Origin of the sequence: uncultured Clostridium sp. (assembly GCF_934754915.1) — a bacterium.
Classification (GTDB): Bacteria; Bacillota; Clostridia; order Clostridiales; family Clostridiaceae; genus Clostridium.
In genome coordinates this window covers 74,727-88,481 of the sequence record NZ_CAKVKB010000002.1, presented here as the reverse complement: position 1 = coordinate 88,481, position 13,755 = coordinate 74,727, and the positions used below count along the sequence as shown (strand labels likewise).

At 30.6% G+C, this 13,755-nt stretch carries 16 protein-coding genes; 15 read left to right on the top strand and 1 reads right to left on the bottom strand.

All coding sequences use genetic code 11. The annotated features are described in order from the left end of the window. From Q0F58_RS00945 to Q0F58_RS00935, 3 genes are all read left to right on the top strand, one after another. Positions 1–1,143, top strand: a 1,143-nt coding sequence (locus Q0F58_RS00945; RefSeq protein WP_294371244.1) for a PAS domain-containing sensor histidine kinase, incomplete at its 5' end; no start/stop codon positions are given. 226 nt (positions 1,144–1,369) lie between these two features. Then, the gene (locus Q0F58_RS00940; protein WP_294371241.1) at positions 1,370–2,293 is read left to right on the top strand and encodes a tetratricopeptide repeat protein; all 924 of its coding nucleotides are present in this window, start codon (positions 1,370–1,372) and stop codon (positions 2,291–2,293) included. 124 nt (positions 2,294–2,417) lie between these two features. After that, positions 2,418–2,834 (top strand): DUF3592 domain-containing protein, encoded by a 417-nt coding sequence (locus tag Q0F58_RS00935; protein WP_294371236.1) that lies wholly within the window; start codon positions 2,418–2,420, stop codon positions 2,832–2,834. Between the two features lie 29 nt (positions 2,835–2,863). On the opposite strand, the gene Q0F58_RS00930 is transcribed toward Q0F58_RS00935, so the two are convergent. Then, on the bottom strand, positions 2,864–3,511 hold the full coding sequence (locus Q0F58_RS00930; protein ID WP_294371261.1) for a hypothetical protein: 648 nt from the start codon (positions 3,509–3,511) through the stop codon (positions 2,864–2,866). A 346-nt stretch (positions 3,512–3,857) separates the two neighbouring features. Between Q0F58_RS00930 and Q0F58_RS00925 the strand changes: the two genes are divergently transcribed. The 12 genes from Q0F58_RS00925 to Q0F58_RS00870 all read left to right on the top strand — a co-directional run bounded on the left by Q0F58_RS00925 (position 3,858) and on the right by Q0F58_RS00870 (position 13,584). Further along, positions 3,858–4,304 carry a MarR family winged helix-turn-helix transcriptional regulator gene (locus Q0F58_RS00925; protein WP_294371233.1) on the top strand — a complete coding sequence of 149 codons (447 nt, stop codon included), beginning with the start codon at positions 3,858–3,860 and terminating at the stop codon, positions 4,302–4,304. Between the two features lie 18 nt (positions 4,305–4,322). Then, a complete protein-coding gene (locus Q0F58_RS00920; RefSeq protein WP_294371230.1) occupies positions 4,323–5,294 on the top strand; it encodes a beta-ketoacyl-ACP synthase III in 972 nt (323 codons plus the stop codon). A gap of 93 nt (positions 5,295–5,387) precedes the next feature. Then, a complete protein-coding gene (locus Q0F58_RS00915) occupies positions 5,388–5,612 on the top strand; it encodes an acyl carrier protein (RefSeq protein ID WP_294371227.1) in 225 nt (74 codons plus the stop codon). 35 nt (positions 5,613–5,647) lie between these two features. Then, positions 5,648–6,583, top strand: a complete 936-nt coding sequence (gene fabK / locus Q0F58_RS00910) for an enoyl-[acyl-carrier-protein] reductase FabK (RefSeq protein ID WP_294371223.1) — start codon at positions 5,648–5,650, stop codon at positions 6,581–6,583. A 2-nt stretch (positions 6,584–6,585) separates the two neighbouring features. Next, on the top strand, positions 6,586–7,524 hold the full coding sequence (gene fabD / locus Q0F58_RS00905) for an ACP S-malonyltransferase (RefSeq protein WP_294371219.1): 939 nt from the start codon (positions 6,586–6,588) through the stop codon (positions 7,522–7,524). Between the two features lie 71 nt (positions 7,525–7,595). Continuing rightward, positions 7,596–8,336, top strand: a complete 741-nt coding sequence (gene fabG / locus Q0F58_RS00900) for a 3-oxoacyl-[acyl-carrier-protein] reductase (protein WP_294371216.1) — start codon at positions 7,596–7,598, stop codon at positions 8,334–8,336. A 15-nt stretch (positions 8,337–8,351) separates the two neighbouring features. After that, complete coding sequence (gene fabF / locus Q0F58_RS00895; protein ID WP_294371213.1) at positions 8,352–9,584, top strand: beta-ketoacyl-ACP synthase II; 1,233 nt, start codon at positions 8,352–8,354, stop codon at positions 9,582–9,584. A 21-nt stretch (positions 9,585–9,605) separates the two neighbouring features. Then, entirely contained in the window at positions 9,606–10,103 is a 498-nt protein-coding gene (gene accB / locus Q0F58_RS00890; protein ID WP_294371211.1) for an acetyl-CoA carboxylase biotin carboxyl carrier protein, read from the top strand. Between the two features lie 6 nt (positions 10,104–10,109). Beyond that, positions 10,110–10,538, top strand: a complete 429-nt coding sequence (gene fabZ, locus Q0F58_RS00885; protein WP_294371208.1) for a 3-hydroxyacyl-ACP dehydratase FabZ — start codon at positions 10,110–10,112, stop codon at positions 10,536–10,538. Positions 10,539–10,546: 8 nt separating this feature from the next. Then, positions 10,547–11,899, top strand: a complete 1,353-nt coding sequence (locus Q0F58_RS00880; RefSeq protein WP_294371206.1) for an acetyl-CoA carboxylase biotin carboxylase subunit — start codon at positions 10,547–10,549, stop codon at positions 11,897–11,899. After that, on the top strand, positions 11,892–12,773 hold the full coding sequence (accD, locus tag Q0F58_RS00875) for an acetyl-CoA carboxylase, carboxyltransferase subunit beta (protein ID WP_294371204.1): 882 nt from the start codon (positions 11,892–11,894) through the stop codon (positions 12,771–12,773). Before Q0F58_RS00880 ends, accD begins: the two co-directional genes overlap by 8 nt. Then, positions 12,766–13,584 carry an acetyl-CoA carboxylase carboxyltransferase subunit alpha gene (locus Q0F58_RS00870; protein WP_294371200.1) on the top strand — a complete coding sequence of 273 codons (819 nt, stop codon included), beginning with the start codon at positions 12,766–12,768 and terminating at the stop codon, positions 13,582–13,584. Before accD ends, Q0F58_RS00870 begins: the two co-directional genes overlap by 8 nt. Positions 13,585–13,755 lie beyond the last annotated feature (171 nt).

Here is a 13,755-nt window from a genome sequence, read left to right as displayed (position 1 = left end):
AAAAATGGAAAAATACTATATGCTAATAGAAGCGCAGCAAATTTATTAGCATATGATTATATAGATGATCTTAATGAAAAAGTAATTTATGATTTTCATAATCCTAAAGAAATTGAAGAGATAAAAGAAAAGTATATTGAAATAGAAAATCAGAAAGGAAGAAAAGTAGTAGATGAAGAAGAGTTTATAGATTCATCTGGGAAAATTATACCTGTAAGTAATACATCATCATTTTTTCTTTACAAAGAAGAAGGGGCAGTATTATCGGTATTAACTGATATGACTGATGAAAAGAAAATAGAAAGTCTTCAAATAGATATAAAAAATAATATAAAGGAAATTAAAGAGGCAAAAGAATTTAATATGCTTATAACAACATTTTTTGTTAATATGTCTCATGAATTAAAAACTCCTCTAAATGTTATATATTCAGCAGTTCAGGCTATTGCATCAAATTGTGAAATCAACTATATAAAGAAAAATGCAGTATATCTGAAAAATATGAAACAAAACTGTTTGAGGATGACACGATTAATTAACAATTATGTTGATGCAACAAGAATTGAATCAGGGGAAATGAAATTAAATAGAAGTAATGGAGATTTTATAGGAGTTGTTGAAAATTTGGTTCAAAAAGTGGCCGAATATGTTAAAGAAAAAAAGAATATAGATATCACATTTGATACTGAGCTAGAAGAAAAGACCATGGCTTTTGACATAGAACTTATAAAAAGAGTTGTGCTTAATTTAATATCAAATTCAATAAAATATGGATATGAGAAAATATCAATATTTGTAAGTATATTTTCAGAAGATAAATATATTATTTTAAAGGTAAGAGATAATGGAAAAGGTATCAAAAAAAGCAAATTAAAGATTATTTTTGAATGTTTTGGACAAGGAGATAAATCTCTTTCAAGAGAAAGTGAGGGAGCTGGCATTGGTTTGTATCTTGTTAAGTTATTTGTTGAACTTCATAATGGACAGATAGAGCTAGAAAGTAGTGAAGGCTGTGGAACAGAAGTTACAATAAAACTTCCTATGGAAGAGATATATGACGAAGGGGTATGTTCTAAGAATATGATTTTTGAGACTGATGAAGAGAAGATAGAAATGGAATTTTCAGATATTTATACTTTATAGGAATCGATGATTTTGTATGGTATTTTATATTATATGATATTTAGAGATAACTATGTCAAAGTGTTATTTATAAAGTGGGTGTGTTGAATCCACTTTGTTTTTGGATGTATACTAATGGAGCATTATTATATTTAAGTAGAATTTTTGCAAAATTATTCGATTACTGTAGTTTTTTAATGTTATAATATATTGGTTGTTATTAATAATTGATAAGGATGACGTTAAAATGCAGAACAAAAATTATTTATATAATAATTATTTAAACATAGCAAGGAATTTGAGAACAGAAAACAATCTATTAAAAGCAATGTCTTTTTATAAGAAGGCATATAATCTAGGAATTGGCAAAAAAGATATAGAGCTGCTTATAGATATGGCTTTGATATATGATGAAATAGGAATGAAAAATGAAGCGGAAGAAAAGTATTTTGAAGTAATAAATTTAGATAAAGATGAAGCAAGAGCTTATTATGGTCTTGCAATAATATATGATGATAATGATGAATTGGGAAAAGCAAAAGAATATTATGAAAAGGCTATAGAAAAGAATCCTAATTATGATAAGGCATATTTTTTTCTTGCTGATATTTATGATACATGGGGAGATAAAGAAAATGCTATAAAAAACTATAAAAGAGCAATAGAGGCCAACCCCTATGAAATATGGTCATATGCCAATTTAGCATGCATATATGAGGAAGAAAATAGAAACGAAGAAGCATTAAATTATATAAATCAAGCTTTGGAAATTGATGAAAATCATTATAAGGTTTTGTTTAATAAAGGTGTAATTTTAAAAAAGCTTGGTAAAATAGGTGAAAGTAAAGAGTGCTATAGAAAAGCAATAAAAAATAATCCACATTATCCATATAGTTATTTAAATTTAGCAGTGATATATAGAGAAAACAGCAATTTTGAAAAAGCTGTTGAAATTATTAGTGAAGGAATTATAAATAATGAAGATGAAGGCTTTTTATATTATAATAGAGCATGCTTTTATATTAATTTAAATGAATATGTGAAAGCGTTTTATGATGTAAAAAAAAGCATAGAATTAGATGAGTTTTTTTTAGAATATATGAAAAAGGATGAAGAGATTGATCCTATACGTAAACTTAAAGAATATACGGAGTTTATAGAAAGCAATTAAATGAGTTTACTTTTAATAATATGTTGTTTTGTATATTAAAGGTGGTTAAAATGTTTGCATTTAAACAAATATTTTAACAATAATCATGAATATTTCATATACATAATTGTAGGAGGAAATATTTATGGTTAGTATTTTATTAATGTCTGTTGGGATAACATTTATAATTATAGGAATTTTAGTGTTTATAGATAAAATAAAAATGCTTAAATATGGAATAAAAGTTAAAGGGGAAGTTATAGGATTTGAAAAAGATACTTCAGCATATATAGATCAGAACAAGCGGATTGCGTATATAAGTGTATATAAGCCTAAAATAAAATTTTTTACTAGTAATGGAGAAATGAAAATAATAACATATAATACTTCAGATATAGATAAGGCGTATAATATAGGAGATAAAATTGACTTGGTATATACTGAAAATGAGCCTGATTATTTGGAAATAGCAAATGGTAATGCGATTTTTTCTATATTATGCAAAATTATTTCTGTAGGAATAGTGTTTGTAATATTTTCAGTGATATTGTGGATAGTATAAGTAAAAAGCAGGGATTAAACCCTGCCTTTTTATTTGTAGTGAATTTCAGATAATTCAGCTACATGATCATATTCAATATTTTCGCCATTATATAAGAATTTAACTCCATCAATCCATTCTCCATTTGATTTATTATTAGATTGAAGGTAATTTTCTATTAAAGTATTTGCTGTTATTTGTCCTCCTGTTGAACCCTGGAATTTTGGAACCCATTCATTATTCCCAGAATCAGTAAGGTTTATGGTAGCTACTTTTTTCCCATCTATAGTATCAATAGATTTTACTTCAAGATTAAGACCATCAAAATCAGTTTTTGATATTTCAGCTGATAACTTTGTTAATTTATCATTTAAACTTAGATTGGAATCTAAAGAGATACTGCTTACTTTATTAGGTTCTAAAGAATTTTCATCTGTTGCATAAATAGAAAATTCAATTTTATTATCAGTTTTTTTTGATTCATTTTGTGGTTTGTCTTGAGTTTTAGATTCTGTATTGTTTTCGTTTTCGTTTTCTTTTTCCTTTTTATCTTCATTTTTAGGTTCTGCACTTGATGAATCGTCAGTAACAGATGAAGAACTAGAATTAGAATCAGCTGTCTTTTTATCAGAGTTACATGAAACTAGTGTAAATACACTTAGTATTAAAACAGTTGTTAATATAAATTTTCTAATCATAGCATGTACTATCGCTTTTGGTAAAGCAATAGTTTTCACCTCCTTTGGTAATAATAATTTCATAAATATACGTTCTAATTAATAAAACTACATAATGTTAAAGGAATTTTATAAAGATTTCAGCATTTATTGTATATTGTAGATTTGAACATATATATTTTCATAAATTATATCATATGACCTACAAAAATAAAAGATGATGAGAAGGCAAGAATTTATTGACAATTTATTTTGATTGTGATATATTTTGATTATCAAAATATTTGACACTAAAAATACAAAGTAAATACGTGTTTATTTAAAGATAAATAGAAAACTTTCATTATTTATGTGGGAGGGTAAATAAATGAACAAACCAACAGTTATTATCAATGAATTATTGGTAGAATTGTTTAATGATGTTTTGCAGATTGAAGAGTACAGCTTAAAGAGCGGGCCTATTTCTGATTTATCAATAACTGAAGTGCATACAATTGAAGCTATTGGAATGTATGATGAAAAACCTATGTCAGAAATTGCACAGATACTTAAAATAACAGTTGGAACACTTACAACAGCTATAAACAAACTTATAAAGAAGGAATATGTTCAAAGAAAAAGAATAGAAGAAGATAGAAGAGTTGTTTTAATCAAACTTACAAAAAGAGGAAAACTTGCTTATAGAATTCATGAAAAATTTCATAAGGATATGGTTAATACAGCTATAGAAGGATTAGATGAAGAACAGGAGAAAATTTTAATAAATGCATTAACAGAGATTAATGTATTTTTTAAGAAAAAATATGAATTGTAATTATAAAGGAGAATTACTATGAGTAATGTGGGGATTGCTGGAATTGGTGCATATACACCTTCTTTAGCAGTGACAAATGATGATATCAGCAGACTTGTAGAGACAAATGACGAATGGATTGTCAAAATGACAGGAATACATGAAAGAAGAATATCTGAAGGAGAAGATACATCAGACATGGCTTGTAAAGCAGCTATGACTGCTTTGAAAAGAGCCGATGTTGATCCAAAAGATTTAGATCTTATAATAGTAGCAACAATAAGTCCTGATAAGTTTATTCCATCAGTTGCTTGTCTTGTACAAAGTAAAATAGGAGCTGATGACGCAGCTTGTTTTGATATAAGTGTAGCATGCTCTGGATTTGTTTATGCCATGGAAGTAGCTAAAGGCATGATGAATTCCATGAATTATAAAAATGCTTTAATAGTTGGGGCAGAAACTTTATCAAAAATTATAAATTGGCAGGACAGATCTACATGTATTTTGTTTGGTGATGGAGCAGGAGCAGCTGTTTTAAAGAAAACAGAAGGAAATGGGATAATAAAATCATATTTGAGATCACAAGGAAAGAAGTGGAAAGCACTTACAGTAGATGGAGCTGATTTTGATACTCCATTTTCGAAAGAAACTGTTATTAAAGATAGGCATGTAATTATGGATGGAGGCAAAGTTTTGAGATTTGCAGTTTCAGCAATATCTAATTCTGTGAAAGAAGTTTTAAAAGAAACTGGAATTTCTATGGACGAGATTAAATATATAGTGCCACATCAGGCTAATATCAGAATAATACAGTCAGCAGCTAAATTACTTCGTTTAGATTTAAATAAATTTTATATAAATATTGACAAGTATGGAAATACATCGTCGGCATCTGTACCTATAGCATTGAATGAAATGTATGAAAAAGGAGTAATAGAAAAGGGCGATAAACTTATATTGGTAGCATTTGGTGGAGGTTTAACTTATGCTGCATCTGTAATAGAATGGTAGAAATATTTAAGTGATTTAAGGCAAAACAAAAATAGATTGTCTTTTAAAATAAATAATTTAATTAATTAATGAAAATTTTTGGAGGTATATATTATGTTATTTGAAGAAATTAGAGAAGTTATCTGTGAACAATTAGGAATTGAAAAGGAAGAAGTTACTTTAGAAACAACATTTGATGAATTGGGAGCAGATTCTTTAGATTTATTCCAAATAGTAATAGAACTTGAAGAAAAATATGAAATTCAAATAGAAGAAGTAGAAAACTTAAAGACTATAAAAGATGCAGTAGATTATGTACAATCGCATAAAGCAAACTAATGTAATTTGTTTAATTATTTCAGGGGGAATTTCTTATGGAGAAAAATAGAGTATGTGAACTTTTAAAGATAGAATATCCTATCTTTCAAGGTGGTATGGCTAGAATAGCAGATGCTTCATTAGCAGCAGCTGTAAGTGAAGCAGGCGGCCTTGGAATAATAACTGGAGCAGCACCTACAGAATGGGTTAGGGAAGAAATAAGGAAAGCTAAAAAGATTACTGATAAGCCTTTTGGTGTAAACATAATGCTTATGTCAGAAAATGCAGATGAAATTGCAGATTTAGTATGTGAAGAGGGCGTAAAAGTAGTAACTACAGGGGCAGGAAGTCCAGGAAAATATATGGTAAAATGGAAAGAAAACAATATAAAAGTTATTCCAGTGGTTGCATCAGTTGCTCTTGCTAAGAGAATGGAAAAATCAGGTGCAGATGCAATTGTTGCAGAAGGCACTGAGTCTGGAGGCCATATAGGTCAGCTTACTACTATGGCTTTAGTTCCACAAGTTGCAGATGCAGTAAGCATTCCAGTAATTGCTGCAGGTGGTATCGGTGATGGCAGAGGTGTTGCAGCAGCATTTATGCTAGGTGCAGAAGGAGTTCAGGTAGGTACAAGATTTCTAGTAGCAAAGGAGTGTACAGTACATCAGAACTATAAAGATAAAGTGTTGAAAGCCAAAGATATAGATACTGAAGTTACAGGAAGATCAACAGGGCATCCTGTCAGGGCACTAAAAAATAAGATGTCAAGAACTTATATGAAATTGGAAAAAGAAGGAGCCACTGCAGATGAATTAGAGAAGATAGGAACTGGTGCATTGAAAAAAGCAGCTGTTGATGGAGATGTTGAAAATGGAGCAGTTATGTCAGGCCAGATTGCAGGACTTGTAAATAAGGAACAGACAGCAAGAGAAATAGTAGAAGATTTATTTCAAGGTGCAAATGAAAGATTTAAGCTTTTTGGAGGCAGATAGATATGAACAGTAAGAAAATAGCATTTCTTTTTCCAGGCCAAGGAGTTCAAACTGTTGGTATGGCAAAGGAATTATATGATAATATACCAGAATGCAAGGAAATATTAGACTCTAGTGAAGAAATTTTAAAAATGCCGCTGAAGAAGATGATGTTTGAAGGTCCATTAGACCTTCTTACTGAAACAGAAAATGCTCAGCCAACTATTTTAGTAGCATCACTTATGGCGTTGAAGGCATTGGAGATAAATGGAATAGAAGCGGAATATGCTGCGGGATTAAGTCTTGGAGAATATGCTGCTTTGATTAATGGTGAGGCTCTTTCTTTAGAAGATGGTTTGCTTCTTGTAAAAGAGAGAGGAAGAATAATGGGAAATGCACTGCCAGAAGGTCTTGGAACAATGGCAGCTATATTAAAATTAAATGATGAAAAATTACAGGAATTATTAGATAGAGCTGGAAAATTTGGAATAATAGAAGGTGCTAATTTTAATTGCCCAGGGCAAGTGTCTGTATCAGGAGAAGTTAAAGCAGTTGAAGAAGCAGTTAAAATAGCAAAAGAATTAGGAGGACTTGGAATTATGCTTAAAGTAAGTGGTCCATTTCATAGTTCTCTTTTAAAAGATGCAAGTGAAGAATTTTACAATACAATAAAAAAGGCAAATATCAAACCTCTTACAAAGAAAGTTTATTCAAATGTTAAAGGAGCACTTTATGAAGAAAATGATGATGTAAGAGATCTTTTAAAGAGACATATAAGATCATCAGTATTATTTGAAAAAACTATAAGGGATATGCTTGAAAAAGGCGTGGATACATTTATTGAAGTAGGACCTGGAAAAGCGTTGAGAGGATTTGTTAAGAAAATAGATAGAAAAGTAAAATTATTAAATGTTGAAGATATGGAATCATTAGATAATACAATAAAAGCATTGAATATCTAATTCCATCAGTTTGATGAATTGATGTTTTTGGAAAAGTAATAATGCTGAATTTAACATAGGGAGGGAATTTTATGTTAAATGGAAAGTGTGCACTTGTAACAGGTGCATCAAGGGGAATAGGTAAAGCTATTGCTTTAAAATTGGCTTCTCTTGGAGCAAATTTAGTTTTAAATTATAGAAGCAGTGAAGCAGAAGCTTTGGAAGTTGAAAAAGAAATAAAGAATATGGGTGTTGAGACGATAAGTGTTAAAGGCGATATTTCAAAATTAGAAGATGTTGAAAATCTTGTTGCAGCAGCAAAAGAAAAATTTGGGATTATTGATATTATGGTAAATAATGCAGGAATAACCAAAGATAATTTAATACTTAGAATGAAAGAAGAAGATTTTGATAAAGTAATAGATGTTAATTTAAAGGGAGTATTTAATTGCTTAAAAGTAATTACTCCCATTATGGTAAGACAGAAACATGGAAAAATAGTAAATCTTTCATCTGTGGTTGGAATTTCGGGAAATGCAGGTCAAGTAAATTATGCAGCATCAAAAGCAGGAGTAATAGGAATGACAAAATCTCTTGCAAAAGAAGTAGGTTCTAGAGGAATTAATGTTAATGCTGTAGCTCCAGGGTTTATAGAAACTGATATGACTGAAGTTTTGGGAGAAAAATATAAGGACGAAATGAAGAAAAACATTCCATTAAAAAAACTTGGAAAGCCTGAAGATGTAGCAAATGTAGTCGCTTTTCTTGTAAGTGAAAGTTCAGATTATGTTACAGGACAGGTCATTCATGTTGATGGCGGAATGTTAATGTAGTGGAGGAAAATTAGTATGGAAAGAAGAGTTGTTATAACAGGAATGGGAGCATTAACTCCTATTGGAAATGATGTAAATACTTTTTGGAATAATGCTAAAGAAGGAAAACTAGGAATAGATTATATTACATTAATTGATAAAGATTTAGTTGATGTAAAAGTTGCTGGAGAGGTTAAAGGATTTGATCCAGAACCAATTATAGGAAAAAAAGAATGTAAAAGACTTGATAGATTTGAGCAGCTTGGATTAGCAGCAGCTCATGAAGCAATTGAAAATTCTGGTTTGGATCTTGAAAAAGAAGATTTAGAACGAATAGGTGTTATGGTAGGATCAGGTATAGGTGGTCTTCAAAGTATAGAAACAGAATGTATAAAACTTGAAAATGGCAAATCAAGAAGGGTATCTCCATTTTTCATACCAATGGCAATAATTAATCTTGTTGCAGGTAATATTGCAATAAAATATGGATTAAAGGGACCATGTACATCTGTAGTAACAGCATGTGCTACTGGAACAAACAGCATCGGTGATGCATTCAGAACAATTAAACATGGTTATGCAGATGTTATGGTTGCTGGTGGAGCAGAAGCACCTATAACTAGAATTGGAATAGGTGGATTTAATGGAATGAAAGCATTGAATACATCTAATGATCCTAAAAAAGCTTCAATACCTTTTGATAAGGATAGAGCAGGATTTGTTATGGGAGAAGGTGCTGGAGTTGTGGTTTTAGAATCATTAGAACATGCACAAGCAAGAGGTGCTAATATCATAGCAGAAATTTCAGGATATGGATCAACTTGTGATGCATATCATATTACATCACCTATTCCAGATGGAAGTGGAGCTTCAAAAGCTATTAAAGATGCGTTAAATGAAGGTGGTATTACACATGATAAAGTTTCATATATAAATGCTCATGGAACTTCAACTCAATTAAATGATAAATTTGAAACACAAGCAATAAAAAATGTATTTGGTGAAGATACAAAAGTTCCAGTTTCATCAACAAAATCTATGACTGGTCATTTATTAGGAGCAGCAGGAGCTATTGAAACTATTATATGTGCAAAAGCATTAGAAGATGGATTTATACCACCAACAATAGGATATACTACACCAGATGAAGGATTAGATCTTGATTATGTTCCTAATATAGGTAGAAAGCAGGAATTAGAGTATGCACTTACTAATTCATTAGGATTTGGTGGTCATAATGCAGTTTTACTTTTAAAGAAATGGAAGTAGGGACTTCTAGGAGGGTATAATATGGATTTTGAACAGATTAAAGAACTTATTACACTTATAGATTCTTCTGATTTAGCTTTTTTTGAACTTTCAGATGGAAATAATCATATAAAGATGGATAAATCACTAAATAGGAATATATCTGATAATTCTGCTAATAATATCAATATAAGTAGTAAGGAAGAACCTATTGTAGAAAGAGTTGAAAGACCAGCAATAAGAGAAGTTAAAAAGGTAAAAAATGAAGAAGTAGAAGAACAGAGTGAAGAAGAGAGTGATTTAATTACAATTACATCTCCAATGGTTGGAACATTTTATTCATCGGCTTCCCCAGAGGCAGAACCTTTTGTTAAAACAGGGGATATAGTATCTAAAGGTAAGATAATATGTATAATCGAAGCTATGAAGTTGATGAATGAAATTGAAAGTGAATATAATGGTGAGATAGTTGAATGTTTAGTGAAGAATGGTGATATGGTAGAATACGGTCAACCATTGTTCAAAATAAAGGAGGCGTAATTGTTTATGCTTAATATTAAAGAAATAAAAGAAATTTTGCCTCATAGATATCCTATGTTGTTAATAGACAGAGTGGTAGAAATGGATATTGAAGATAAGATGTATGTTAAAGGATATAAAAATTTAACAGCTAATGAGGCTTTTTTTCAGGGACATTATCCTGAAGAACCTATTATGCCAGGTGTATTGCAGATAGAAGCACTAGCTCAGGCTGGAGCTGTTGCTATTTTATCTATGGAAAAATTTAAAGGAAAAACACCATTATTTGCAGGAACAAATAAAGTAAGATTTAAAAATAAAGTTGTTCCTGGCGACAGACTTGATTTGTACTGTGAAATTGTAAAAATTAAAGGACCTATAGGAATAGGAAAAGGTGTAGCTACTGTTGATGGTAAAGTAGCATGTGAAGCAGAAATATTATTTGCTATAGGATAGGTGATAGTATGTTTAAGAAGGTACTTATTGCAAACAGAGGTGAAATTGCCGTTAGAGTTATAAGAGCGTGCAGAGAAATGGGAATAAGCACAGTTGCAGTTTATTCAGATATAGATAAAGATGCACTTCATACACAGCTTGCTGATGAAGCTGTGTGTATCGGTTCTGCAATGCCTAAAGATAGTTATCTAAATATGGCTAATATATTAAGTGCGTGTGTATTGACAGGAGCTGATGCTATACATCCAGGTTTTGGATTTTTGTCTGAAAATTCAAAGTTTGCGAAAATGTGCAGGGAATGTAATATAAAATTTATAGGACCAGATTATGAAACTATAGATTTTATAGGAGATAAAGCTGAAGCAAGAAAAATAATGAAGCTTTCAGATGTTCCAGTTGTTCCAGGATATGAAGGGGAAATTCGTGATGAAAACCATGCATTGGAGCTTGCTAAAGAAATCGGATATCCAATTATGATTAAAGCATCAGCTGGAGGTGGAGGAAAGGGCATAAGAATCGCCTTTAATGATGAAGAATTTCTTATGGGATATAAAACTGCACAAGCTGAAGCTAAAGCATGTTTTGGAGATGATACACTATACTTAGAAAAGTTTATTCAAAAGCCTAAACATATAGAGTTTCAAATTTTAGCAGATGAATATGGAAATATTATTCATCTTGGAGAAAGAGAATGCTCAATGCAGAGAAAAAACCAAAAAGTATTAGAAGAAGCTCCATCTAATGTGCTTACTGAGGAACTTAGAAATAAAATGGGTGAAATAGCAAAGAGAGCAGCTCTTGCAGTTGATTATAAAAATGCAGGAACTGTAGAGTTTTTATTTGATAGAGATAATAATTTTTACTTTATGGAGATGAACACAAGAATTCAAGTTGAGCATCCAATTACAGAAATGATTACAGGGATTGATATTGTTAAGGAGCAGTTAAGAATTGCAGCAGGCGAAAAATTAAGATTTACTCAGGATGATATAAAAATAAAAGGTCATGCAATTGAATGCAGGGTAAATGCTGAAGATCCTGAACATGATTTCAGACCATGCCCTGGAAAGATTGAGGAATTATGTATTCCTGGGGGAATGGGAGTAAGAATAGATTCTGCTATATATTGTGGATATAAGATACCTCATTGTTATGATTCTATGATTGCTAAGGTAATAACATATGGAAATGATAGAAATGAAGCTATAGTAAAAATGAGAAGAGCATTATCTGAATTTGCAGTGGGTGGTGTAAAGACCAACATAAATTTTGATTTGTCTATTTTAGATACAAAAGAATTTATAAAAGGCGATTATGATACGTCATTTTTATCGGAAAAGATGGTGAAGAAGAATGCTTAAGGATTTATTTGTTAAAAGACAATATGCAGTTGTAAAGCCTGCAGTGTTAAAGAACAATGAAGAATTAAAAATAGAAAAACCTAATATTCCGTCAGGCATGTGGACTAAATGTGATAAATGTGGTCAGATGATATATCAAGATGATTTGGAAAATTACAAATATGTTTGTCCTAATTGTAATCATCATTTCAGATTGAATGCCAAAGAAAGAATAAGAATGTTTTTTGATAAAAATACATTCGAAGAAATGTGGGGAGATTTAAAAACTACCAATCCTCTTGGCTTTGATGGATATGATGAAAAAATTAAAAGTAGCAGCCATAAGACAACAAGTTCTGAAGCTGTTGTAACAGGTATAGGATTGATAAATGGATTAAAAATTGCATGTGGAATAATGGATAGCTTTTTTATGATGGGAAGTATGGGAACTGTAGTTGGAGAAAAGCTAACTAGATTAATAGAATATTCTACAGCAAACAAACTTCCTGTAATAATATTTACTACATCTGGAGGGGCAAGAATGCAGGAAGGTATTTTTTCCCTTATGCAGATGGCGAAAGTGAGCAGTGCTTTAGCCAAACATGATGAAGCTGGTCTTTTATATATTTCAGTATTAACTGATCCTACAACAGGTGGTGTGACTGCAAGTTTTGCAATGGAAGGTGATATTATCTTAAGTGAGCCAGATGCACTTGTTGGATTTGCAGGCAGAAGGGTTATAGAAAACACTATTAAAGAGACTCTTCCAGATAATTTTCAAAAGGCAGAATTCCTTTTAGAAAAAGGATTTATTGATTCCATAGTCGAAAGAAAAGATCTTAGGGCATGTATATATAGAATTCTTGTTTTACATGGAGTGAAGAATTATGAATAGAGAATTTATTAAGGGTAATAGTGAAGCTTGGGAAAGCGTTGAAATAGCAAGACATAAAGAGAGGCCTACAGGAAAATTTTATATAGAAATTATATTCAAAGATTTTATTGAACTTCATGGAGATAGATGCTTTGGTGATGATAAAGCTATAATAGGAGGAATTGCTTCTATTAATGGAACAAATGTTACGGTGATTTCTATAACAAAAGGAAGCAATACTAATGAAAATATAAAGAGAAATTTTGGTATGCCTAACCCTGAAGGATATAGAAAAGCATTAAGACTTATGAAGCAAGCTGAAAAATTCAAGAGACCTGTAATATGTTTTGTGGATACTCCAGGAGCCTTTTGCGGACTTGGAGCTGAAGAAAGAGGTCAAGGTCAGGCTATTGCAAATAATTTATTTGAATTAAGCAGACTTAAAACACCAATAATGTCTGTTATTACTGGTGAAGGAGGAAGTGGAGGAGCATTAGCATTAATGGTTGCAGATAATGTGTGTATGCTTGAACATTCAATATATTCTATTCTTTCACCAGAAGGCTTTGCATCTATTTTGTGGAAAGATGCTTCAAGAGTAAAGGAAGCAGCTGAAGCTATGAAGATAACAGCTAAAAACCTAAAGGAATTTAATATAATAGATGAAGTTATAAAAGAACCTAGAGGTGGAGCTCACAAGAATCCTCAAAAAACGGCAGAAGAAATTAAAAATAGTATTATACAGTTTCTTCTTAAAGTTAAAAATAAGGATTTAGAAAGTTTGGTAGATGAAAGATATAAAAAATTTAGAAATATGGGAAACTTCTATTAATTTAGAAAGCACTTAAAAGTAAGTTTAAGAAATGACTTTTAAGTGCTTTTTATATTATTGATAATAAACATTATATTTTGCATTTAAAATCTATGATAACAATATTATATAGAACTGACAACTGAAAATTAATGTTATATAATCAAATTAAAGTTTTTAGTGTTAGGAGAA